Annotated in this window: 17 protein-coding genes and 1 riboswitch; all 17 genes read right to left on the bottom strand. The window is 53.5% G+C overall.

The window, feature by feature from the left end:
• Positions 1-69: 69 nt before the first annotated feature.
• Positions 70-1,140 carry an enoyl-CoA hydratase/isomerase family protein gene (locus HP435_RS27920; RefSeq protein ID WP_173598955.1) on the bottom strand — a complete coding sequence of 357 codons (1,071 nt, stop codon included), beginning with the start codon at positions 1,138-1,140 and terminating at the stop codon, positions 70-72.
• A 14-nt stretch (positions 1,141-1,154) separates the two neighbouring features.
• Complete coding sequence (locus HP435_RS27925; RefSeq protein WP_173598954.1) at positions 1,155-1,943, bottom strand: enoyl-CoA hydratase-related protein; 789 nt, start codon at positions 1,941-1,943, stop codon at positions 1,155-1,157.
• 30 nt (positions 1,944-1,973) lie between these two features.
• Positions 1,974-3,665 (bottom strand): acyl-CoA dehydrogenase family protein, encoded by a 1,692-nt coding sequence (locus HP435_RS27930; RefSeq protein WP_173598953.1) that lies wholly within the window; start codon positions 3,663-3,665, stop codon positions 1,974-1,976.
• 129 nt (positions 3,666-3,794) lie between these two features.
• The gene (prpB, locus tag HP435_RS27935) at positions 3,795-4,703 is read right to left on the bottom strand and encodes a methylisocitrate lyase (protein WP_173598952.1); all 909 of its coding nucleotides are present in this window, start codon (positions 4,701-4,703) and stop codon (positions 3,795-3,797) included.
• Between the two features lie 13 nt (positions 4,704-4,716).
• Positions 4,717-6,147 carry a bifunctional 2-methylcitrate dehydratase/aconitate hydratase gene (locus HP435_RS27940; protein WP_370641115.1) on the bottom strand — a complete coding sequence of 477 codons (1,431 nt, stop codon included), beginning with the start codon at positions 6,145-6,147 and terminating at the stop codon, positions 4,717-4,719.
• 39 nt (positions 6,148-6,186) lie between these two features.
• Positions 6,187-7,296, bottom strand: coding sequence for a citrate synthase (gene mmgD, locus HP435_RS27945; protein ID WP_122962339.1), 1,110 nt, complete (start codon positions 7,294-7,296; stop codon positions 6,187-6,189).
• Complete coding sequence (locus tag HP435_RS27950; RefSeq protein WP_122962338.1) at positions 7,286-7,531, bottom strand: hypothetical protein; 246 nt, start codon at positions 7,529-7,531, stop codon at positions 7,286-7,288. Before HP435_RS27950 ends, mmgD begins: the two co-directional genes overlap by 11 nt.
• A 152-nt stretch (positions 7,532-7,683) precedes the next feature.
• Positions 7,684-7,883, bottom strand: a riboswitch (cobalamin riboswitch).
• A 124-nt stretch (positions 7,884-8,007) separates the two neighbouring features.
• Positions 8,008-10,683, bottom strand: coding sequence for a YhgE/Pip domain-containing protein (locus HP435_RS27955; protein WP_173598950.1), 2,676 nt, complete (start codon positions 10,681-10,683; stop codon positions 8,008-8,010).
• A 242-nt stretch (positions 10,684-10,925) separates the two neighbouring features.
• Positions 10,926-11,891: a FecCD family ABC transporter permease gene (locus HP435_RS27960; RefSeq protein ID WP_304502711.1), complete on the bottom strand. Its 966-nt coding sequence runs from the start codon at positions 11,889-11,891 to the stop codon at positions 10,926-10,928.
• Between the two features lie 47 nt (positions 11,892-11,938).
• Positions 11,939-12,943 carry a FecCD family ABC transporter permease gene (locus HP435_RS27965; protein WP_173598990.1) on the bottom strand — a complete coding sequence of 335 codons (1,005 nt, stop codon included), beginning with the start codon at positions 12,941-12,943 and terminating at the stop codon, positions 11,939-11,941.
• A gap of 153 nt (positions 12,944-13,096) precedes the next feature.
• Complete coding sequence (locus HP435_RS27970; RefSeq protein ID WP_173597251.1) at positions 13,097-14,065, bottom strand: ABC transporter substrate-binding protein; 969 nt, start codon at positions 14,063-14,065, stop codon at positions 13,097-13,099.
• A gap of 235 nt (positions 14,066-14,300) precedes the next feature.
• Positions 14,301-14,726 carry a hypothetical protein gene (locus HP435_RS27975; protein WP_173598949.1) on the bottom strand — a complete coding sequence of 142 codons (426 nt, stop codon included), beginning with the start codon at positions 14,724-14,726 and terminating at the stop codon, positions 14,301-14,303.
• A gap of 198 nt (positions 14,727-14,924) precedes the next feature.
• Positions 14,925-16,079, bottom strand: coding sequence for an NHL domain-containing protein (locus HP435_RS27980; RefSeq protein WP_173598948.1), 1,155 nt, complete (start codon positions 16,077-16,079; stop codon positions 14,925-14,927).
• A 39-nt stretch (positions 16,080-16,118) separates the two neighbouring features.
• Positions 16,119-19,181, bottom strand: coding sequence for an Ig-like domain-containing protein (locus HP435_RS27985; RefSeq protein WP_173598947.1), 3,063 nt, complete (start codon positions 19,179-19,181; stop codon positions 16,119-16,121).
• A 27-nt stretch (positions 19,182-19,208) separates the two neighbouring features.
• Positions 19,209-20,987: a CHASE2 domain-containing protein gene (locus HP435_RS27990; RefSeq protein ID WP_122962331.1), complete on the bottom strand. Its 1,779-nt coding sequence runs from the start codon at positions 20,985-20,987 to the stop codon at positions 19,209-19,211.
• A 41-nt stretch (positions 20,988-21,028) separates the two neighbouring features.
• Positions 21,029-21,391, bottom strand: a complete 363-nt coding sequence (locus HP435_RS27995) for a DUF3307 domain-containing protein (RefSeq protein WP_173598946.1) — start codon at positions 21,389-21,391, stop codon at positions 21,029-21,031.
• Between the two features lie 57 nt (positions 21,392-21,448).
• Positions 21,449-24,943: a cyclic nucleotide-binding domain-containing protein gene (locus HP435_RS28000; protein ID WP_173598945.1), complete on the bottom strand. Its 3,495-nt coding sequence runs from the start codon at positions 24,941-24,943 to the stop codon at positions 21,449-21,451.
• Between the last annotated feature and the right edge of the window lie 163 nt (positions 24,944-25,106).

The following is a 25,106-nucleotide window of genomic DNA, read 5'->3' on the forward strand; positions in this document are numbered from 1 at the left end:
AGCGGGATAAGCAGCACGCAAAAAAGTGCCCAGCCGGGAGCTTCCTTCCCAGCCAGACACTTTTCTCGATCAAGATGACGCCACACTGTCACTCGCCTGAAAAAACCGTTCCACCAGCTCTGGCGAAACATCTGCCAACGTGCGGTACGCATAACGCGGAGAGCGGTCCTTGTCGATGAGCACCGAGCGCACCCCTTCAAAAAAATCGGGATGGCGCATGAAGTTTTGCGCAAGCACGAGGTCAGTCGCAAAGCATTCTTCTCTCGTCTTGTTTTTTCCGTCAATCAGCTGCTTCAAGGTGACTTTCAGCGAGCTTGGTGATTTTGACAGCAAAGCCTCGATTGTTTCTCTCGCAAACTCGCTCTCTTCTGCTGCCAGGGACGCAACGATTTCCTCCAGCGTGGCAAAAGCAAAATGACGATCAATCTGCTCGCGCACTCCGGCAAGCCTCCCTGCCCCTTCCTGATTTTCTGCATAGGTAGCCACAAGCCTGTTCAACTCAGCCTCCGTTCCGTCTCCCGCCGCTGACCAATCCTTTTGCTCCAGCGCAAGCAGAAACGATTCCAGCCGCTCACTCGCCATATACGCGTCTGCTGCCTGGCTGTACAATACATCGGGAGCCTGAATGATCGCGGCAGTCAAGGCGAGATACTTGCCGATTTGTCCTGGCGCTTGATTCAAAAAATAGGCGGCACCTACATCGGGGAAAAAGCCGATATTCATTTCCGGCATGGACCACTTCGTGCGTTCCGTCACAATGCGGTGGCTGGCACCGTAAGTCAACCCTACGCCTCCACCCATCACCACCCCGTCGAGGACGGCGACCACTGGCTTGGCGAACTCGTAAATCAACTGGTCCACCTGATATTCGTCCGCAAAAAAACGGACAGCTTTTTCCATGGCTTCTGCACTTGTATTCGCTTCGTACAGCGCTTTGATATCCCCGCCAGCGCAAAGCCCCTTCGACCCTTCGCCTTTTACAACCACCAGCCGAACCTGCTCATCACTCGCCCACTCTTGCAAACGTTGTCCAATCGCTGCAATCATCTCGTGCGTAAGCGAATTGATTGCCTTGGGACGATTCAGCGTGATCGTCGCCAGACCGTGTTCGCCAACGGAAAACAGAACGTCTTGTGTCATCAAATCTCCTCCTGTCAGGAATGAGTAAACTGCGGCTGCCGCTTCTCGATAAAAGCTTGGATGCCTTCTTTGGCATCTGCGGTCGCGAACAGCTCGGCGAATTTCTCCCGCTCTTTCTCCAAACCTTCCGCCAAGCTGCCTTGACCGCTATGCGTAATGCACGCAAGCGCTCGCGTCACACTTGTCATGCTCTTCCCTTCGATGAGCGACTGGGCGACGATCGTCGCTGTAGGCAGCAGCTCTTCCAAAGGCACGACAGCCTGCACCAGGTTGAGGCTGGCCGCTTCCTCCGCCGTCAGCTGTTTGCTGCTCAAAATGAGCTGCGTCGCGAGCGCCGTGCCGACCGCTTTGCTGAGCCGCTGTGTTCCGCCAAAAGCCGGAATCAAGCCCAGCTTCAACTCAGGCAAGCCTACAATCGCATTTTGTGCAGCGATCCGGTAGTGGCAGCCAAGCGCCAATTCCAGCCCGCCGCCCAGTGCAGGGCCATTGATTGCGGCAATGACAGGCTTTTGCATGTTTTCGACTTCATTGCACAGAGCTTGCCCGGCCGCGGCCAGAGCAAGCGCTTTTTCCGGATCGCCGAATGCCGAAACAAATTCCTTGATATCCGCCCCTGCTACAAAAAAGCGGCCCGCTCCCATCAAGATGATGGCCTTCGTCTCTTCATCCTGGTCCAGCTCCCGAAAAAGGGCGCGCAGCTCATGAATGCACGCCGACGATAGCGTATTTGCTGGCGCGTGATTGATCTCCACCGTTGTGACTCCGGCGTCCTTATTGACCTTGGCAAATGCGTACATATTCATCTTTCCTCCCTTCGTTCTGCACACTTCCCGCTACACAAAATAACGCGCGCGATTCGTGATCTCTTTGGCAATCGCCCGTTTTTTTACAAACAGATTTTCGTAGAGGGGCACTGGAAGATTGCGAATTTGCTGGAGGATTTCCGCCCGCTTCTGCGCATCCGTCTCCGCGCCGGATACAAGCGATATCGCCGCTTCCTCTACCCGCCGATACCCTTCCTCGCACAATACATCTGCGACGGCTTGCTTGATCGCTTCTTTACCCGGACCGTTCGTACGGATGGCCTTTTGCGTACGGAGCAGTGCCGATTCCATGACGTACAAGTCCTTCACGATGTCAGCCAAGAGGCGCAAATACTCTTGCTCCTGGTCAACCTGTAGCGCGGAATGCCCAATCGTGTACAAAGACTGCTGACACAAACGTCTGGCAAACGCGACAAACCGCTCGTTTCGCCCGGCTTCACCGCCAGCGATCACCGGAGAGAGTGGAAGTGATTCGGGGCTGCCTGCATATTTTTTCATTAAAATTTTGCCAATCGTCAATCGGTTGATTTCGTTGGTTCCCTCAAAAATTCGGCTGATTCTGGCATCGCGATACAGACGTTCTACCTCGTATTCCTGCATGTAGCCATACCCGCCATGTATTTGCACAGCCTCGTCCACGGCTTGATCCTGCACCTCGGAGCCATACACTTTATTGATCGCGCACTCCATGGCAAAATCGGCAAGCTTTTTGAGCATGTCTTCGCTGTCGTTTACGGCTTGCAAAGCGTCATCCAGCGCCCCGGCTGTGCGGTAGGCTGCGCTTTCCGCTCCGTAGATGGACACCGCCATATTGGCGATTTTCTCCTGGATCATCGTGAAGTCGACGAGCGATTTTTGAAATTGCTTGCGGACTTTTCCGTACGTGACCGCCAGTTGTAGCGCTTGTTTGGCCGAGCCGATGTTGGAAAACGCCAGCTTTAGCCGCGCCATGTTCAAAATGTTCAGCGCGACCCGATGGCCTTGCCCCGGTTTGCCGAGGACATTTGCCTGCGGAACATGCACATCCTCCAACAGCAACGTAGCCGTGGACGAGCCTTTGATCCCCATTTTTTTCTCTTCCGGCCCGACAGACACTCCCGGATACGTCCGTTCCACGATAAACGCCGTCATGCCTTCGCTCGTATTGGCAAAAACAACGTACACATTCGCCAACTGCGCGTTTGTAATCCACTGTTTTTCCCCGTTCAAAATCCAGCCAGTTCCATCCTCGTTCAACACCGCGCTCGTTCTCGCGTGCAGCGCGTCAGATCCGGCATTGGACTCTGTCAATGCGTACGCGCCGATCCATTCTCCCGCGGCGAGCTTGGGCAAGTAGCTTTGCTTCTGCTCCTCCGTGCCAAAATAGACGTACGGCAAAGTTCCCACACCTGCATGAATGTTGAAGGACACGCTGAACGACCCGGCAAACCCCATCTTTTCCGCGACCAGTCCCGCGACTTTTTTGTTCAGGGAAAGCCCGCCGTATTGCTCGGGCACCTCGATCCCGAGCAGGCCAAGCTCGCCTGCCTTGCCAAACAACTTACTCCCTGCGGCATAATCGTGTTGCTCGATCGCCATCATTTTCGGGGCCACATCTTGTTTGACAAACAACTCGGTCGTTTTGGCGATAAGCTGATCTTCCTCGGTAAAATCTTCGGGCGTAAACCCATCCTGATACCAGCGCAGCTCGGCTGTTTCCATCCTGCCCCCTCCTTTCACCTGCAAACAAAAGAGAAAAAAGGCGATGATCCGATTCACAGCAAGCAGTCATTTTGCTCAAGGATGCGTATCATCGCCTCTTATGGTGTGCCGTCAACGATGTGTCTGGCGCTATTGTTCGTCTGTGAGAACCGTCTTGGCTATCCGGTTGTCCAGCTCCTCATATCGGTAGTACGAGATCACCTCGTACAGCTCGCTACGGGTCTGCATGTCGGACAGCGCTGCTTTTTGCGTCCCGTGCGTCTTGATCAGCGAGAAAATGCGTTCATACGCTTTCGCGGCTGCCCGAAGCGACGTCACGGGATAGATGACCATTTGGTAGCCCATCTCGGCAAACTGCTGCGCCGAATAGTACGGCGTTTTTCCAAATTCGGTCATGTTGGCGAGCAAAGGCACCTTGATCTTTTCCGCGAACAAACGGAACTCCGCCTCCGATTCCAGCGCTTCCGGAAAAACGGCATCCGCTCCCGCTTCCACATACGCGACGGCTCGCGCAATCGCTGCCTCCAGTCCCTCCACAGAACGCGCATCTGTCCGTGCCACAATCAGTAAAGTAGGGGCGACTTCTTTCATGACGCTGATTTTTTGCGCCATTTCTTCGGTTGTGACCAACTGCTTCCCGTTCAAGTGACCGCACTTTTTCGGAAGCTGCTGATCCTCGATCTGAACCGCCGCGACGTGAGCTTCGACCATTTCCCGCGCGGTGCGGGCCGCGTTCAGCACGCCGCCAAATCCCGTATCGATATCGACCAGCACAGGCAAGTTGGTGGCTCGTACGAGGTCTTTCGCGCGTTCAGCCGTTTCGGATGAAGTGACGATGCCCAAATCCGGCAAGCCCCTGCTCGCGGTATAGGCAGCCCCTGACAAGTACAGAGCCGAAAAGCCCGCCTGTTTGGCGACGATAGCAGCCATTGCGTCGTGCGCTCCGGGTATTTGCAAAATGTCAGGCGCCGACATGAGCGAGCGCAGCTGCTCAGCCAGATCTTTTTGCGTCATAGGTTGATCCACGATCCACGCCAAGCCAAACGCCTCCTTATCCGATCAAAAACAGATTCATAAACTCGTTCACGCGCATCTGCCCCAATTGTTCGTGGTCAAAGCAGACTTGCTCGATTTTGCGCTGCTGCCCGGCTGGGAAATGGGTACGCAATGTATCCGAAAACTTTTCCTCGATCTTCGGAATCGCTTCCTGACGGCGGAAACGGTGTCCGAGCGGATATTCGCACTCGACGTTCTCCGTCTTCGTTCCATCCTTGAAGTGAATCTGTACCGCATTTGCGATTGAGCGCTTGTTCGGATCGAGGTAATCGTACGTGTACTGCTTGTTCTCGATCACCTTCATTTTCGCGCGCAGACTGTCTATTCTCGGGTCGCTGGCGGTTTCGTCTTCGTAATGCTCCGCTGTAATCGTTCCTTTGAGCAGAGCAATGGCGGTAATGTATTGCAGGCAGTGGTCACGGTCAGCCGGATTGTGCAGCGGGCCGACCTTGTCGATAATCCGGATAGCCGATTCATGAGTCGTAATCGTGATGGAATCGATCTCTTCCAGTCGGTCGATGACTTGCGGGTGCAGCGTTACGGCGCACTCTGCTGCGGTTTGGGCGTGGAACTCTGCCGGATACGATACTTTGAACAGCACGTGCTCCATCACGTAGGAGTCGAGCGGTCGAGCGAGCTTCAGTTCTTTTTTGTTGAACAAAACGTCCTGGAATCCCCAGCCTGGCGCAGACAGTGCGGACGGGTAACCCATTTCGCCTTTTAGCGCCATCAATGCCAGATGCACGCCCCGGCTGGTCGCGTCTCCCGCAGCCCATGACTTGCGCGATCCCGTATTCGGTGCGTGACGATAAGTGCGCAGGCTGGAATTGTCGATCCATGCGTTGGACAAGGCGTTAATGATCTCTTCCCGGCCCCCGCCCAGCAGCTTCGTCACGACCGCAGTCGTGGCGATTTTGACGAACAGAACGTGATCAAGCCCCACGCGGTTCAAGCTGTTTTCCAGCGCGAGCACTCCCTGAATCTCGTGCGCCTTCACCATCATTTCCAAAACATCGCGCACGACGAGCGGTTCTTTTCCTTCTGCCAGGCGCACACGGCTCACATAGTCGGCTACAGCCAAAATGCCTCCCAGGTTGTCGGACGGATGTCCCCACTCGGCTGCCAGCCACGTATCGTTGTAGTCGAGCCAGCGAATCATGCATCCGATGTTGAACGCTCCGCGCACAGGATCAAGCACATACGCTGTGCCGGGAACACGGCTGCCGTTCGGAACGACTGTGCCCGGGACGATAGGCCCCAAAAGCTTCGTGCACTCGGGATAGGACAAGGCCAAAATGCCGCATCCGAGCGTGTCCAACAGCACGTAGCGCGCGGTCTGGAACGCCTCCTCGCTCGTAATCTCCTTCGTCAGCACATAGTCTGCGATCTCCTCCAGCAACTGGTCTGTTTTCGTGCGATCATTCATTTTCAACAAGCGACTCATTCCTTTCTGCTTGGATTGGATTTAGGCGTGGCGTTGGCCGATGTAGTTGACCCGTGGACGGAAAAGGCGGTTGTGGCTATGCTGCTCGATGACGTGTGCGCACAGCCCCACTGTTCTTGCGCTGAAAAAGATCGGTGTGTACAGCGGAATCGGAATCCCCAGCATCCAGTAAACCGGAGCGGCGTAGTAGTCCAGATTCGGGTAAATGCCCTTCTCGCGCTCCATGATTTTTTCGCCTGCCTCGCACATCTGGTACAGCAAGTCGTCGCCTTTTGCATCACACAATTGCTTCAGGGCGTCCTTCATCATCAGTGCGCGCGGGTCGATCTTTTTCATGTACACGCGGTGCCCGAAGCCCATGATCCGCGCCTTGTTGGCCAGCTTGGACTCCAGCAAAGCTTCAAACTCCTTGACCGAGCCTGCCTCAAGCAGCATGTGCATCACCGCTTCGTTCGCGCCGCCGTGCAAGTTCCCTTTCAAGGAAGCGACCGCCCCGGTCAACGCCCCGTACAAATCCGACATCGTCGAGGCAATGACGCGTGCCGTAAACGTCGAATTAGGCATCTCATGCTCGCTGTACAAAACAAGCGAACGGTCGAAAATGGCTTCTTCAAAGTCGGACGGGATTTTGCCCGTGATCATGTACAGGAAATTCGCACTGTACGACAGCTCCGGCAGCGGCGCGATCAGCGCTTCCTTTTGAATCACGCGGTAGCTGTTGGCGACGATGTTCGGCACTTTGCCCAGCAGCTTGTAAGCCCGCTCCTTGTTGGCTTGCGCCGTGCAGTTGTCCAGTTGGCTGTCGTATCCGGCAAGCGCAGAAAGCCCGGTGCGCAAGCCGTCCATCGGATGCGTTTTTTCCGGCAGCAGCTTGAGCATGTCGAATACTTGGTTCGGTATGTCGTACTCGGCTTTCAGCTTTTCTTCCACTTCGCGCTTTTGCTGTTCGTTCGGCAACGATTCTTCCAGCAAAAGATGGACGATATCCAAGTAACGATGCGCTTTGGACAGCTCGATCAAATCGTACCCTTTGATGACGATTTCCCCTTGCTTCGTATCCAAAAAGGAAATGCTCGTTTCCGCAGCGACCACACCTTCCAGACCTGGAAAAAACTTTTCTTCAGCTCCCATTCTCTTCATCCTCCGCCCCGATTAAGTTGACCTTTAGACGTTGATAAGCCTTGTCGAGATTGTGCAAAAGCTTTTCTTGATCTGCCTGATTTTCTGCTCGCCTGATGACCTCTGCTTTTAATTTCGCGTAATGCGCTTTGATCGCGCTCGGGTTCTCTATCGTCAAGTTGTTCATAATGCACGCCTGAAAATCGTTGGTGAAATACTCCACCGTTCCAAACAAAAAATCACTCATCCGTCACGTACCCTCCTGAAAATCCGCACAAAAAAACAACTTCCGCAGAAGTTGTTAAGAGGCGAATGAATACCGAAATAAGCATGCTGATTGTGAAAATCAAAAACACGCCTATCCATCTCGCACTTAACACCCCCTATCCTCGTAGGTATTGATGTTGCGCTCAAACAGGCAGGTCTCCTGGCTTATGATCATCGCTTTTCGAACCTTCCCATTTTCGGCTGGCGAAAACAGTGGTATCTTCGAATCGCTCCCAATTACAGTTGCGGGACAGCGTCGGATTCGAACCGAACTTCCCTTTTAAGCAGATAAAAGTGTTGAATTTATCTGCACCTGTTTGTACACGTATGAAGTTTGCTCTCAATATATCAGTTATTTTGAAAATTAACAATTCTTTTCTTTGCTAAATATTGGATATTTCAGCCATAGAAAAAGCCAGCCCATCTACTGACAGGCTGGCATCATGGCCGAGCGGATTACCCGATGATCTTCGTTTTCTTCGCATTTTCCATCGATTTTTGAATCAGCCCGCTCAGCGGTCGTTTCAAGGCCAGCGCAATAAACAGACTGATGCCGATGAAGCCGCACAGCATGAGAATATCCCGAATCGCCGTCTCCCAGAGGACGCCCCCGACCCCTTCACGCAACAAACTGATCGCGTAGGTGAACGGCATAAACGGATTGAGTGCCTGGAAAAAAGGCGCCGTCATGCTGATCGGGAACGTGCCCCCGGAGCTGGAAAACTGGAAGACCATGAAAATGATCGCGATACCCTTGCCGACATTGCCGAATACCGACAACAGCGTATACGTGATCGTCACGAACACCATACTGACGAGCATCGCGAAAAGGACAAACGGAACTTTGTCCGCCACATACGCTTCCAAAATGTAAAAGTCACCGAGCGTAATACACAGTGCCTGGAACAGCCCGATTGTCACGAATGTGCCCAGACGGCCAAGGTACAGCTGGTACGGCTTGTAGCGTCCGTCCGGGTTCTCCGGGTCTGGTTTGAGCAAAGAAATCAGCAAGGTCGCTCCTACCCATAGCGACAATACTCCGTAAAAAGGCGACATTGCCGAACCGTAGTTGGGAATCGGATATTTGCGGTTTTCCTTGATCTGCACCGGACTTGCCAAAAACTCGCTCTCTCGCTTGATATCCCCGCGCAGCAGCTTGGCGAGATCGGCAAAGTGATTGTTCGCCTCGACCTCTCTCAGCTTGTCCGCCGCTTGCGCAATCGCACTCTCCAGCTTGGGCAGATCATCGCGCACCAGCTCGGCTACCCGGTGGACGCCGTTCTCCACCTCAGGCAGCTTGTTGCGGACAAAGTCAGCCAGCTTGGTCAGCTCCGCCTCGGCTTGCGGCAAATCGTTTTGGATGAAGCCAGCCGCCTGGTCGAGCTTTTGCTTGATTTCTGGCAAATGCTGCTTGAGGAACGGCGCTGCCGTGTGGATCGCTTTGGCAAACGCTTCGGACTTGCTTTGCAACGTTTGCGCCAGTTCATGGACCCGCGCCTGAATCTGCGGCAGCTCCTGCTCGATTCGTTTCAGCTCGGCCAGCCCCAGTTCCAGTCCGGCTTTTGTCTCTTTCAAAATCGCCTCGATATCCGGCAGCTTGTCTTTTGCTTTTTGCAGCAGTTCGGCGGAATCGCCCACGACTGTTTTCAGCTTTTCAATGCCCTCCGCGATTTTCGGAACGATTTCGCTATCGTAGCGCGCCAGGATGTCTCCCAGCTCCGCACTCGTGTTTTTCGCCAACTGATTCAGACTCTCGCTCAAGTCTCTTGCGGGCTTTTTCCCGTCTGCCAACGCTTTTGCTATCGTATCGAGAATCTCGATTTGCCGATGCATTTTCTCCTCCAGCTTATGGAGCCGCTCGGAAAAAGGCGTCAGCGGCTGCCCCGGAATGTAGCGGTTCAGCTTGTCGACCAGCGCAGAGGTGTGTTCGACGATACGCGCAGCTTTGCCTAGCTTGTCAGACACAGCCTGCACTTCGGCAGCTGTAGGCAATCGTTCGGGATTGATTTGCAGCAGCCTGTCTGTCAGTTGCACAAGCGCATCGGACGCCTGCTGAGCCAAAATGAGATTTTGCTTGATGAGCGGAGCGATTGTTTCAAAAGCGCCGTCATGCGCCGTGAAAAATTGATTGAGCCGATCGGCAAAATCGACTCCCTTGTCAGCCAATTCTCCGATGCGCGGCAAGGCATTTTGTGCCGCCGAAACAATCTCAATTGCCTGACTGGCCTTTTGCGTGGCCGTAGTCACCGCATTGGTCACTTTGCCGAAGTTTTGGTCCAGCTCGACGATGCGCCCGACCGCCTGATCGATCATCGGCAGCTTTTCTTCCATCGCGATGACGGCGGAAGCAGCGTCGTTGATGCGCGGCCAGTTTTGCTGAATCTTCAAAAGAGCATCGGCCGCCTGGTTAATCTCGGGGATGCGCTTCTCCACTTCCGGGATGATTTGCGCTTTTTCATGAATGTCCGGCAGCTTTTTTTCGATCTCCAACACTTTCTGACCTGCCGCATGAATCTCCGGGAGCTTGCTTTCCAGTTCGAAAATGCCGCTCTCGATCTTGCGAATGGTCGGCAGCTGCTCCTCCAGCTTCACGCCAATCTCCGTCAGCTTGGTCAAAAGCGCTTCGCTGACCGCTTCCGTGAAGCTCTCGTTGATCTGCTTGGCAATCGCCGATACACCCGAAGAGGTGATTTTCGGAGCCACGGCATTTACTTTTTCGTTGACGGTATAAATGACTTCGGGCCTGTCCAGCCGACCATTGACGATTCCGGTAATCTTTTCGGAAAAGTCGGCGGGAATCAGGATGCTGGCGTAATAATCGCCGCGATCCACGCCGCGTTCGGCTTCTTCCTTCGTCACGAACGTCCAGCCCAGCTTTTCATTGTGCTGCAAGCTTTTTAGCAGCTCTTCCCCGATATTGATCTCTTTGTCCATCACTGTCGCGCCCTTGTCTTCGCTCGTCACCGCAACCTTTACCCCTTGGGTATTGGCGTACGGGTCCCAGACTGACTTGATGTTCACCCAGTCGTACAGGCAAGGAAGCAGGATGATCGCGATGATCAGGAAAATCCCCGTCGGTACTTTGAAAATATTGATCCAGTCCGTCTTGTAAATCTGCCATATAGAGCGCATGTGTGTACCACCTGATTAATTAGGAATGAAGGGCGTCAAACACTTACATGACAGTCTACCATAAAAGGAAATTAGCGGGAAGGAAGCTGCCAATAGTAGCATTGGCCCCTGTCCGTCATTTTATGATTTTGCGGGCTGTGCCTTTTGGCGATCAGGCAGCGGCGCATAGAGCGAAAAAACCGCCTGTTTTGCTAGTTTCGCAAGACAGACGGCTCCTCTTGGGTTATTTTTGCCTGCATGTGCTATGTTCGCTTCTTTTCCACCCGCACCAGGTACAAAAAGTAGGGCACACCGATCAGCGCTGTCAAAATTCCCGCGGGAATCTCGACTGGCGGATTCACTCCCCGCCCGATCGCGTCTGCGATGAGCAAAATCAGCGCCCCGATGATCGCCGCTCCCGGCAACAACATCCGGTGCTGGTTGCCAAACAGCTTGCGCGCTATTTGCGGAGCGAGCAGCCCGATAAAACCGATGGAGCCAATCGCAGCGACGCAAGCGCCTGCCAATGCGACTGCGAGCAGCAACAATCCGTAGCGGGACTGGCTGACCCTAAGGCCAAGCCCCGTAGAGCTGTGCTCGTCCAGGCTGATAATATCCAGTTGCCGATGCAAGGCGAAAGCGGCAGGAATCAGGACACAAAGCCAGGGCAGCAAGCCGTATATTTCATCCCAGCCTTTTCCCCACAAGCTTCCCGCCAGCCATACGAGCGAATCGTTGGCTTGCATCGGGTATTTCACCAGAACAAATTCCGTCAATGCCTGGCAGACCGCCCCTACCCCCAGACCGACGAGCGCAAATGTACTCGGCTGCGCCCCGCTCTTTCTGGCAAACGCGATCAGGGCAAGCGCAACGGCCAACGCCCCCAGAAAGGCGAACAGCGGAAGCACGAGCGGAGATGCATGGGGGAAAAATAAAATAATCGCTACGGCGAACAAGCCCGCTCCTTTTGTTACTCCGATCACATCCGGGGAAGCAAGCGGGTTGCGAATCATCCCTTGCAAAATCACTCCGGAAATCGCGAAGCCCGCTCCCGCCAAAATCGCCAGAATCGCCCTTGGCAAGCGGTAGTTTTCCACGATGAACGACAGCGAGGACGACTCTCCGGTCCAAATCGCCACGATCTGGCCGGGAGCAACGTAAACAGAACCGACACTCATGCCAAGAAACGCCGCCACAATCGTCACCGCTGCCAGGGCAAACAGAGCGATGGCTTTACGCGAACTCCGTTTGCTGCTCGCTGCTGTTGTACCCACCTTCACACCAGCTCCCTCCCTTTTTTTCGCGCCAAGTAAAGAAAAAAGGGCGTGCCGAGCAAAGCGGTCACAATCCCGACCGGCGACTCAAACGGGAACGAAATCAAGCGGGCGACAACATCCGAGTACGTCACCAAAACAGCCCCGCCCCAGGCAGAGGCAAAAATGACCGCGCGATAATCTGTGCCGACCAGCTTTCTGGCAATGTGCGGGATCATCAGCCCGATAAACCCGACAGCCCCCGCGACAGCTACTGACGCTCCGCCCAGTATTACAATAGCTGCACAAGCCAATAGCCGCACGACCACTATTTTTTGCCCCAAGCCCATCGCTACTTCCTCGCCCAGCCGAAAGACCGACAATGACCCAGCCAAGCCCGCTGCAAGCGCCAGCCCAAGCACAGACCAGGGCAAAATCATTCGGACATCCGCCCAAGTCGCTCCGCTGATCGAGCCGGACAGCCAAAACATGACGTCGGAAATGTGCTCATTGTAAATGATCAATCCTTTTGTAATGGAGGTCAGCAGCAGATGTACCGCCATCCCGACCAGCGCAATCTTCAAGTTGGTCATTCCTCTGGAAGAGGCAAACCCCAGCACAGTGAAGCCCCCGAGGATCGCTCCGGCAAAAGCGAAGTAAATCAAGTTTGCCGAACCGATGCTAGGCAAAAAAAGGATCGCCAGGACGACGACAAGCGACGCTCCGGCATTGACGCCAAAAACTTGCGGCGAAGCGAGCGGATTGCGGGTAATGGCTTGCATCAACGCTCCGGCTACGGCGAGATTCGCTCCGATCAACGCTCCCAGAACGGCTCGCGGCAGGCGAATCGTTTGAAAAATGAGCAGCTCCTTGGACGGTTCCGTCAAGCTCCACTGCTTGAGAACGGTCTGAAGCGGAATCGCGGCTACACCCGTAAACAGGCTGAGCCATAATCCGATAGCGAGCAGCACTGTCAGGCAAATACACGTCTGAACGAGGGAACGTTTATTCGTTCGTCTCATGGTCATCAAGCTAGTAAGCACCTCCTGCGCACGCGATCCATGGAAGGCTTGGCAGCGCCATTGCGAAGCTCTGGCAGCCTCATGCGTTCTCATCAGAACCAAACAGAAAAAGACCAGATCGCAATCCGGCCCCTTTCCTTTCCATGTGTCATGCTTCCTTTACTTCTTCTTGCTGTACAAAATCTCGCTGGCCTCTGTGACGATTTTTTCCGCCGATTTCAAGCCGCGGTAACGCGTCCACAGATCGCGGTTCACTTGGTACACTTCTTTGTTTTTCACGGCGGTGATGTTGTTCCACAGCGGGTTTTGCTTCCATTCCGAGAGCAGCGCATCGTCAGCTTCCACGAGGAAAATGACGTCCGGGTCCCACTGCACCATTTGCTCCAGGCTGATTTTCACGGTCGGTTCTGCTGCATCCTGAATGGCGTTTTTGATCCCGACCATTTCCAGCAATTCACCGTCAAACGATTTGGCTCCGTGTGCCGAAAGCGAGTCTGCACGGAACACGCCGAGCATCACGGTGCGGGAATCTCCGGCAGGAATGTTCTTTTTCAGCTCGTCGATGACAGCCTTATGCTTGACCAGGCGCTGCTCGGCTTCTTTTTGCTTGTTCAGCGCTTCCCCGATTGCAGTGAATGAAGTCAAGTTTTCCTGGTAAGTCGAATTGCGGCTTTTCAGGATGATTGTCGGAGCGATTTTTTGCAGCTCCTTGTAAATGTCCTTGTGGCGGTTCAAATCGCCGATGATCAAGTCAGGCTTCAACGTACTGATGACTTCAAGATTCGGCTGTTGACGCGTGCCGACAGACGTGTATTCGATCTTTTGTCCGAGCAGTCCCTCTACATCGGTTTCTTTTTCGTGAGCAATGCCCACAGGGGTTACACCAAGCTCCCACAACGCATCGACAAAAGAAAACTCCAGTGCCACGACACGTTTCGGCTCTCCGGTGATCTCGGTTTCGCCAAGCTCATGCTTGATTGTCCGTTTTTGTGCAGCTTGTGCGCTGTCCTGGCTGGCAGCCTGATTTTTTGTCTCGCTGCTGCCGCATCCGGTCAGGACGACCGCGCATGCCAGGGCAAGACTCCAAGCGAGATGCCCCCACTGTCTGAATCTGCTTTTTTTGCTCATTTCTTTGTTTACCCCCTCTTGATGATAATGAGAATTATTATCGATGAAGGACGGGTTTATTGTAACAACCGCTATTTTCAAAATAAATATTGTGCTGATTAACGCTTTTAAGTTCATTGCGATAATTAACGTCATTTTGTTTACGGCAAAGCTGCGCCCACAGACCAGGGCATGCTTGTCTGCAAACAGCAAAAGGCTTGTCTTTTTCAAGACAAGCTTTCACGGCACTTCTTTGTTAAAATTCGTTCAGCTTCCATTTGGTCGCGTAGTAGTTGATCTGCTCTTGCAACCAGGCCGCCGCTTCATTTTCCTCCAGGTACATGGCTCCCGGGCAGCCGTATATGCTGCTGGTCATTTTCGCTGCTGACTCGGCGTACTTTTGCCATTCCGCTTCGTTCGAGGCAATCGTCGCCAGACCGACGCAATACGTGCTCATTTTCGGCTTGTTTGCTTTTAGCCACTTTGCCATGGTGTTCCTGAACTCGCGGTCTGCCTCCTGATTGCGTTCCTCGCCCGCTTCCCTAGGCTTGACCATCATCAACCCGAAAGGCTTTTGCGCTGCCAAAATGCCATCCAGCTCTTGCGTGAATTGGTGAACGTCTACGGTCGTAGCAGCGACAGCTTTGTAAATCGGCTGCCCGTCCATTTGTTTGATTTCCATTTTCCTCTCCCTTTCTCAGCTCATTTTGTTTTTCGGTCATTTGTACAGGTGAGTGACGATAGCAGGGGGTTACTTTTGATAGTAATAATCAAGCTTGCCCTCCTCTACCTGTGCAGGGAGTTCTTTCGCCTGTAGACGTAGATTTTTTGAAAAAGAAAAACGACCTCCATGAATCAGAGGTCGTTGCAAGCGTTACGTCTATTTGCTCTGCGGCGGAAGGCTCACCTGAAAAATGGTCTGGGCGGACGAATCTGTTACCCAGATGCTCCCTTGCCCTGTTGCTGCCACATCGACTGGCTGATCAAACGAGGAAGCCAGCGTAGTGACCTTGCCATTATGCAAGTAGCGAATCGCATGGTTGCGGCTATCGGCGATTACCAGTCCGCCTTCCGCTGTTACCGCGATTCCTTTTGGAAACTGGAATTGGGCGGAACTTGCCTCTCCGTCTGCCTGGCCTCCCGCTGCGTACAGGCTGTCTTGCGGATAAGTCAGCGTGGCAGCCCCCGCTACGGTAGCTACCGTCCCGTTTTTCAGATCGATATAGCGAATCCGTTGGTTGCCCGTGTCGCTCACGTACAGATTGCCTTGTCCATCGATGGCGATTCCGGTTGGCTCATTGAACTTAGCTTCTTTCAGCTTTCCGTCGCGAAAATCACCCGCTCGCTCTACATATCCGGGGGCAAGTTGCACAATCCGCTCCGACAGGCTGTTCAAGGTCGTCACTTTGCCATCCGCGGTAATTTTGCGAATCGCATGGTTTAACGTATCTGCCACGTAAATCGTTCCGTCAGCAGCGACAGCGAGATCGCCAGGGGAGTAGAAACGCGCTGCTTTTCCTGTCCCATCCTGGTGTCCTTGCACGCCATCCCCGGCAAGCGTCGTGACCGTCCCCTGCGTGGTGATTTTGCGGATGACATGGTTGCCGGTATCTGCGATGTACAGGTTTCCTTGTGCATCTGCTGCCATGCCTTGAGGCTGTTGAAACATCGACTGATTCAGTGGGCCATCGAGCCACATTCCTTCCGGCAAGCCTTTTGCATCGCGGGATACCGTCAGCCCGGCGTAATCGGATACGAGTCCGGCAGCCAGCTTGCGAATGCTGTGGTTTGCGGAGTCCGCGATATAGGCGGCGCCGTCGGGCAAGACGACAATCCCCGACGGTTCGCGAAACGATGCGGACAGGGCGGCACCGTTTTCATCGCCCGTTTGTCCTGAGCCAGCTACGATCTTTTTGTCTGCCACGGGGGCAGGTTCTGTTGTCGCCGCAAATGCCGGGACAGCACCTGCCCATACAGCCAGAGCAAACACGCCCAACACAGCTGCCTTCGATATGCTTCGCTTTTTACGTATCAATGCGAAAGTCCCTCCTTGTCCGCTGTTCGATGATCTCTGCTAGAGAAGCTGGCTGAACAGCGGCCTGTTTTGAATGAGCTGAACGAGCGGGCTTGGCCCTGGCTCGACAGGTGGCGGCGGTGGTGGAGGAATCGGACCTGGGCCCGGCTCTTCCACGGTGACATCTGCATATCCCCTGCCCACCACCTGATCGAACTCATCAAATGCCCTTACTTTGACTTCATAGCTCCCTGCTGACACATTGGCGAAGGTGTATTCCTGACTATTGCTAACTTCCTCGCACGTATCTTCCAGGCAAACCGAATACTTAACCGTGTCGCTCACCTCATTCCAGGTGACTCTGACCGATGATCCGGTGGCTGTTGCTCCTACGTTCATATATTCCGGTTCGGCTACTACTCTGAAAAAGTCTCTTCCTTTGGCAATAATCTGGTTGCGCGCATTGTAAGCGGTCACGTCCACCGTATACTTTTGCCGATACGAGAAGTCCTTGAACTCATACTCCAGCTGACCTGGGCCTGCGGGCTGCAAAAGCGTCTCGCACGCATTGTCCGTCAGGCAAATTTCATATCTTTCTGCATCTTGCACCTGATCCCATCTGATATAAACCCATCCGTCCTGGCCGATATCAATATCGATGGTGCCAACTTCCGGCTCAGGTTGTGGTCTGGGCTGCTCGGGCACGTAGCCGAGCAAAAACGAATTGCTCTGCGCCGCATAGCTGCCAGACTCGTCGTAAAACTTCACGACATAACGATTTTGCAGCATCGTCGAAGTATCGCTTGCCAGCGTCAACAGAACGGTGTGATCTGAAATTTGCGTTCCACTTGCGACTGCCAACGTTTGCGAGCCGTTCACTGCCGGGATGTCAAAACGGTAGAATCGGCCATTTTGCAAAGTAACGCCAGCTTCCGAGCCGCTTTGAATCGGTTCAGAAAAAGTAAGCTCGACATGCTGACTGTCTTTTACGCTCGCTGACACCGTGGTATAGGCATATCTCGCCACCTCGCTGTCCCGCATGTTGTCAGCGGTGGCATAAGCCTCTACCGCTCCTGTGGTCAGATGAATGGTCGAACCCGGCTCGTAGCGCTCATAGCGACCGCCATTTTTATAGTAGATGGTTGCACCCGGCGTATCTGTCTGTAGTGTAATATCAGGATTTCCGTCCACCAATCCCGCCTCTGGCGAAGCAAGCACTGGCGCTGCCTGTGGAGCATGGAACACGCCGTACGTGGAGAAATGCTCCACACTGGCAATGACCCGGCCATCAACTACGCTGGTTCCGTGCACGTATTCCCAACGGTCATCTGAGCGCTTGTAAAAGACGCCGACGTCCGCCCGGCTCTCTCGTGCCTTCAACGGATAAGACAATGTGACAGGCTGCTTCACTTCAATCCCTTCAAAGGCAAAGCTGAGGACAAGACCAGCCTGTTCCAACGCACTTTCCTGCTTCACTTCTCGAATCGTTACCGTTGCCTGTTCCGGCAGTGGATTGGCTCCCATATCCAGCTCGAAGCCTTTGTCGAACAACATGGTTCCACTGTGCAGCTTGACTGGTTTCCCAAACGGCGCATAGATGTGGAGAAGGAGACGGACGTCGTTTTTGTAATCGCTCACTTTCCCGATAAAAGAGAAGCTTCCCGTCTTGTCGGTATGGATTGTCGTTTGCTCCCACGTCACAGAAACTTTGTTTTTTGTGCCATCTTCCATTTGAGCCAGGACTGTACCGGGCAAATGATAGCTGACTCCTGCGCGAATCGTTTCTTCCAGATCAGCGATGCGCACGATTTTTCCCGGGTCCTTGTCCTTGCCGCCGGAACCGCCGGAACCTCCTGAGCCTCCCGAACCTCCCGAACCGGAGCCACTTGAGCCAGAACCGCCTCCGCCTCCGGAAGTTCCTGTACCTGATCCTGTCGGAACCGTCGGTATGCTATTTTTCAGCTTGTCCAGTTCCTGCTGACGCGCTGCTTCCCTCAGCTTTTCAAGGCGCTCCTGCTCTTCCTGGATTTTCTGCAAAATGTTTTCTCTAGCAGCATTGCGCTGCTTTTGTTCTTCCAGCGCTTTTCGTTGCCGTTCCCGCTCCAATTCCAGCAGCTTGTTTCGTGCTTCTTGCTGCTGCAGCTCGCTCCACTCGACCGGAGGAACGTTCCCGCTCAGTTCAATTTTCCGCTGCAAATCCTTGTTGACCTGATTGACCAGATCGCGGATATCGCTCTCTGACACCTTGTTGTTTGCCAGAGCTTCTTTGACCAAGTTATTCAGCCAGACGTTCATGTTATTTGCGTATTCTTCCAAATCCCTTTGTTCATTCAGCGGAAGGCCTGGAAGCTCTCCTGTTGCTGCTTTGTCAGTCAAATGCCGCTTCATTTGCTCGATCCACTCATCGTTTTCCTGATCCATCATCGCCTTGTTGCGAATCATCGCTTCCAGCAGCGCAGGCGACATCGTATTGAGCAGATCCTCCGGGCGAATAAAAGCGACCTGGGAAGCTGGCGGCTGTTGCTTGCTTCCATCGAACATGGACAGCTGCATCAACGGGTACACCATGACCTGCTTGCTGTCCGTACGATTTTCTGCCTGGACTTTCCCTGCTGCCACAAAAACACTGCTTTTGCCTGTCAGCGGGTCGACAGTCACCTGCAACTGTGTCCCTCTCACTCCCATGATCGCAGTCGGCGTCTGGATGGAAAACTCATCGGATTGCTTCGTCAGCGATTTTACTTTGATGTACGCTGAACCTGATGTCACCTGGACGCTCGTTTGCTTGCCATTTGCCGCCTCTTGCAGCTTCGCCAGCGAGATGATCGTATTTTCGTTGACGGTAATCTCATCATCGCGATCCACAATGGAGAGCACTACACTTGATTTGGGGCCTGTCGATATTTGATCCCCTTTGTTCAGGCTCATGCTTTTGAACGCTTTGTACTCTTTCGTGCCGCCTGCCTTTTTCACCATCACAGTCCCTGTCACTTGCTCGACCTTGGCTACCCGGGCCGTCTCTGCCTCTGTCCCTGTAGCCATTCCCAGCAGGAGGAAACAGAGCATGCCAAGGACCGTCAACACTTTTGCCAGCCCGACAGGTTGTTTGATCGGCTGATCCATCACTTGTCACTCACCTCTCACGTTTTGTTAGCGGGGCGCAGCAAGGAAGTCTACGACCTCGTACAGCCGTATAGCCTCGCTTTTGCCCTTCATCTGCTTTTCACCCACATCGCGATAGTGGAAAAAATCTTTCGTCCGCCTGTACGTCTCCTCCGACACGAGAATCTGGTTGGCGGAAGCATTGGACTCGATGCGCGCGGCCGTGTTCACCGCATCTCCAATGGCTGTGTAGTCCACCCGCAAGTAAGAGCCGATGTTTCCGACTACCACATTACCCGTGTTGATGCCGATGCCGATGCTGACCTCGACGCCGTATTTTTGCAAAATATGTGCCTGCACACTTTTCATCCCATTCTGAATCTCGTGAGCAGTTTTCACAGCGCAATACTCATGATCGGCGACATCCAAAGGGGCATTGAACAACACCATTGCCGCATCCCCGATGAACTTGTCGATCGTGCCCTTGTTCGCCAGCACCTGATTGGTAATCATGTCAAACATCATATTGAGAAAATCGACGATCTCCTCCGGCTTCAGCTTTTCAGACAACGGGGTAAATCCGCGTATATCCAAAAACAAAATCGTCAGTTCCTTGTTGACGCCGCCAAGGGGCAGTTCCGCATCGCTTTTGGCGATCTCTTTCACCAGCTCTGGCGACAGATAACGCCCGAATTGCTTGGTAATAAACTGCTTTTGCTTCATTTCGAAAAAAGTTTTCACCGCGAGATTCACCACGTACACAAGCCACAGCGCCACGAGCGGGTAAATCACGTCGAAGTGGTGCAAAGTCGAGGAATAGAGCAGCCACTGACCGCCTAGCAGCGCCACCGTACCGAGAAAATGCAGCGCGATGCTCGTTACTGTTTTCGTCCGCCACGTTACCCAGACCGAGCAGACCATGATGACGAGCATCAGCAACAGCACGTACCACTGATCGGTTATCGCGATTTTTTCGTGACGCAGCAGTTGATCGATAATGTTGGCGTGCGCGTATACGAGGTACATATGGTTGTCGACAGGAGTAGGATGGGCGTCTGTTCCTGCTGCCGCAAAGCCGATCAGGACGATCCGATCCTGAAAAGTTTCCGGCGGCACCTCACCGTTTACTACCATGTAAAACGGGATGCTCATGAAATCTTTTGTCGTGCTGTTGTACTTGATCGGGATTTCCGCCTGCGGATTGTCGGTTAAAAAGTTTTGGACGTTGGCCCCGGCCATCTCCGCCATTTTGTACGCCATCGACGGGATCGGCCCTTCCGGCGTATCCAGCATCAGCCACGTGCGCCGAATAGCTCCGTCCTCGTCAAGCAACGCGTTGATATGCGCGGTTTGGGAAGCGGCGGCAATCTCGGGTATCGGCTTGTACAGAGCCTGCCCCTTCACCAGCTCGTCCTTTTTCACCTTGGTTTCTTTGCGGAAAAAGTTCTCCATCTCGGCATAGGAAGGAATAATGACATTGTTATGCTTGGCAAGCTCGGCAGCAAAAGCCTGGTCGACAGCAGGATCTTCGCTCTTCGTCGTGAACGTGATGTCAAAGCCGATCGCCTTGGCGCCTGCGATCTGCTCCAGCAGCGGTATGTAAATATCGCGCGGCCAGGGAAACGTGCCGATCAAATCAAGCGACTCCTGATCGATCTCGATCACGATAATATCTTCGTTCGGCTGGTGGGTCATCGTCGTCTGCTGATTGTAGTCGTACAAGGCCCGGCCCAGCACCTGCAATGACCCGGTAAACAGCAAAGCCAGACAAAGCAGGAACGTCAGGACGTTGCCCGCAAGCAAGTAATTCCGGATTTTTTTATTCATCGCTCTTTCGTCTCCTTACTCCATCGTCGCTGCACTCAGACTCAGACAGAAATGCTTACCGCTGCTGCGAGAATGATCAGGTGGAAAATTTGGTCGACCATAATCATCAGCCATTTGCTCTTCTCGTCTGTCACACCCATTACGCGACGATACCAAAAACCGACGAACCCTCTGCGGTCCAAAATGACGTGGGACACAAAAATCAGGCCAATCGCCCACCAGGAAAGTCCTCCCGGCAAAAACAAAAACGCTACAATGCCCACGACCAGCGTATACACAAAGCAATGAGCCAAAAGCGGTCTCCACTGCTGCGCCTTGTACTTGGCCATCCACTCTGTTTGCAGCAAATAGTCGCCGATCAAATGGGCGAGAAACAATACGTCAAACTGGCTAAATGCACTCACTTTCCCTTCGTCTCCTTTATCAGCAACCGGGGGCGGCTTCCTGTGCCATGCTCATGTTCAGCGTACATCTGCCCCTTCGCTTGCCGCTTCTGCGGTCATCCGGCGAAGTCTTGCCGCCAGTGCCGCGATGATCGTTGTAATGACCGTCTCGTCTTCCAGGCAAAAATCGTAAAACAGCTCATCACTGATTTTCACCAGTCTCGCATCCTCCAGCGCTGTTACGGTTGCCGAGCGCGGGGAACGCTCCAACAAAGCCATCTCGCCGAAAACATCTCCCTGGTGCAGCTCGGCAATCGCTCGTCCTTCGCGCTCCACACGAACGCTGCCCGCGATAATGCCGTACATGGCATCCCCCGTCTCACCGTAATGCACGATCGTTTCACCTGCGCGATACCTCACTTCTGTGGTTCCTTCGGCCAAAGCTGCCAATTGGCTATGGGACAAGGAGGCAAACATATCTACCTTGAACAAAACCATGAGCTTTTCTGTCAATGATGGGGTAGCTCTCTCCGCTTCATCCGGAATCGTCCGGCTGGCTTGATCGGGTAATTCGGGAACATCCCTGCTCTGCAAATTCCGCCCCCCGCCCGTCTCATTCATCGCCCTGATGCGCCTGCTCAGCACACTCGCTACGCGCAGGGCAAACTCCATGTTGCCGTGCAGCAAATCCGCAAATTCTTCCTCGTCAATCATGCCAATGGTGACCGGAGAAGTGGCGATTACACTAGCAGAGCGTTCCTCCCTGTCAAACAGGGACATCTCGCCAAAAAGTTCGCCTTCCTGCAAATGCTGCAGGACGCGGTGATCTTTGACGACATCGACCTCGCCCCGAAGCAGCAAGTACATCGCCTGCCCCATTTCTCCCTGGCGAATGATCGCCGTGCCGTTTTCCACATCGCGATGAGACATGCGCGCAGCCAGCTTTGCCAATATGCCGCCTGGCAAATCGGAGAATGAGCCTGTTCGTTTGAGGAAGCCCACGATGGTCAGCCGTTTGTGCTCCTCCTCGGTCAAGTCTCTTTCGCTCTGCCAGACGAAGGATCGATCCGCATGGGACAAATAAGTCAGGCAAGTCTGCAACCAGGCATCTCCTTTTGCAAAAAGAGACTGCCATACATGCGCATCTGCCTTTTTGGCCATCGACTGCTTGTCGTACTTCGCGAGAACAACAGGCAATATTAGCGCACGCAGTTGATTGGACAGCCATTGATCCAAAGCTTCCAGTGCATTTGCCTTTTGCCGCTCGTCGCCGCTCTCCAGATTGAACCGGATCATTTCCATCGATCTTCTCTCGTAAAGCAGCGCCAGCAAGGCAAACATATTTTTCATGCTCACTTCTATTTCGTATTGCAAAGCATCCATAACCAATGCCGTGTCTGGATGCGGACTCAGCTCCTGCAAGGCGCGCAGTCCATTGTGGACATGCCGCACTTCCAATTCAAGCAACCCCGCAAGCCGCTGACTGTCCTGCGGCTCCCCCGTCTTCAGCTTGACCAGCACATCTGCGATCTCGCTTCGAATGCTCGTCGGTGCCTTTTCATACGCTTGCAGTAAAAATGGGTACGTCTTTGCATCAGCCTGCTGTCCTACGATTCGCGCAGTGAAATGGGAGATTGTCTCGTCGGCTTCCGGTCGGTCCCATTCGGCTTGAAGCTGCATAAGCAACGTCTCCACCGGAAACCCGGACAAAGCGGCGAGCGCCTCTTTTTTCAATCCGGAGTTCGCAAGCTGCTGGAAAAGATCCGGGAGCAAGCGCTCATCGGCCAGTTTACCCGCTGTTGCCAGTGCAAGGCGCCGCACAGATGGGCTGACATCGTGCAGCAAGCTCTGGAGCGAAGCGTACAGCTGTTCATCCGGGCCAAAATACTTGAGCAGTCCATAAATGGCGGCAAACTGAATCTCCATGGCAGGGTCGTGCAAACAATCCAGCAACACTCTTTTTTCACTTTGATCGGCATATGCCGCAAATGTTTGAATAGCTTGCGCGCGCAGTTGGCGATTCTCCGCGTGGAGCAAAGGGAACACATACGGTTTCCAGGAAGGTACTCTCTCTTGCTCGATATACTGCAACACTTCGATTTGCAGCACGGGCGGAGCTTCCCGCAAAAGCGCTTCCAGATGCCGTGTCAGCGAAATCCCCGGAAGCCGCGCCAACAGTCGGAATGCGTGCAGCCGCTCCATGTCAGACGTCTCTTTGCTGCGATCCTCCATCACCTTGATGAGATACGGAGCCTGCAACACGGACAAGTCAAGCTCCGCCGCTTCCTGTCTGGTGCGCAAAGTAGCGAGCAGCATGTGCACGTATTCTTTTTTCACGGGAAAAATGGCGATGACAGCGACAGCAAGCATGGGCACCGTGATGAAGCTGAAACTGGTCAAGCTGATGCGGTCTGCCAAAACGATGAGCAAGATGGCTGCCACACCGCTCATCCCGTAGTCGATCACGCCGTTGACCAGTCCTTTTGCCCTGCCCCGCAAATGAGCCGGAATCGGAAAGTACATCAGCTCGCTGACCGATTGGTGAATCGTCTCGGCAAAAGCCCTGTAGCTGCCTTTCATGACAACGGCGACGGCGAGAACGGGCGCAAACCAGAAGGCAACTGAGCTTGTCAGCATGCAAAGCGGCATGACAAGAAAAGACGGGACAATTCCATAACGGGTAAGCAGACGAGTCGAGATAAAAATCTGAAAGATGAAAGAGATGATGCCAGCTACACTGTAAAATTGGCCGAGAAACCGGGCCAGCTCTTCTTCTGTCAAGCTTTGCGCCAGCGTCATTTTAAACTGATAATCGCTAAGGGTAATGGCGACGGATATCGTCCCGATGATGACAGCAATGTATTTGAGAATGGGGATTTGTTTGAACAAATTTCCTTGAGGGTGGTCTGGTGCTTGATCATTTCCAGGAGGGCTATCAGGAGGAGTGAGCTTTTCATGCGTATCATATGCCGCAGAAAGTCGTCTGACAAACCACAAACCGGACAAGACAAGGGCTGCGAAGACGTAAACCAGTTGTTCGGTGCCGATCAGGGGAGCCATGGTACTGGTCACGAAGCCACCGACAATCGCACCGCCGACACCACCAGCTGCCACGGTGCCGATGTGGAGCTTTGCTTGCCTCGCATCAAGTACGGATGCCATAAACGTAAAAAATGCCATCGTAACCAACACACTGTTCGCTTCATACCCCACGAACATCACCGGATAAATCCACGCGGCTCCTGTTTTCAACGCCAGTCCCGTCAAAACACTGAACAGACCGACATACAAAATCGATTGATTCAGCAAGCGATGCGCCGGCATTCGTTCGGAAAGCTTCTGGAAAAGGATACCCGCGATCACAACCGCTATCGTAATATACAAATACATGTAGCTAAGCTGCTTCGTGTCGTAGTGACTCAAAAACAGCGTGTCTGCCGTAGTTGTCCCGATGACAGTCGCCATCATGATGAGCGTGTAAAAAAGCGTCAGCAGCAAAACTTGCCGGAAAAGCGGCCCTTCGATCTTCGTTTGTCCATGCGTGAACAAACGACTCACAACGTCTTTGATCAATGCAGTAACCTCACTTCATGGGATGCGACATGTTGGATGGGAAAACAGGCGGGATAGCTGGATGGGAAAATCGTGGTAATCGAATATTCTGCGCCTTTCCTCCTAATTCCTTTTTATCTGCGTCAAAATTTGCAAAAAGAACGACAGATGGTCAGCGCTTCTG

Source organism: Brevibacillus sp. HD3.3A (genome assembly GCF_013284375.2).
Taxonomy (GTDB): Bacteria; Bacillota; Bacilli; order Brevibacillales; family Brevibacillaceae; genus Brevibacillus; species Brevibacillus parabrevis.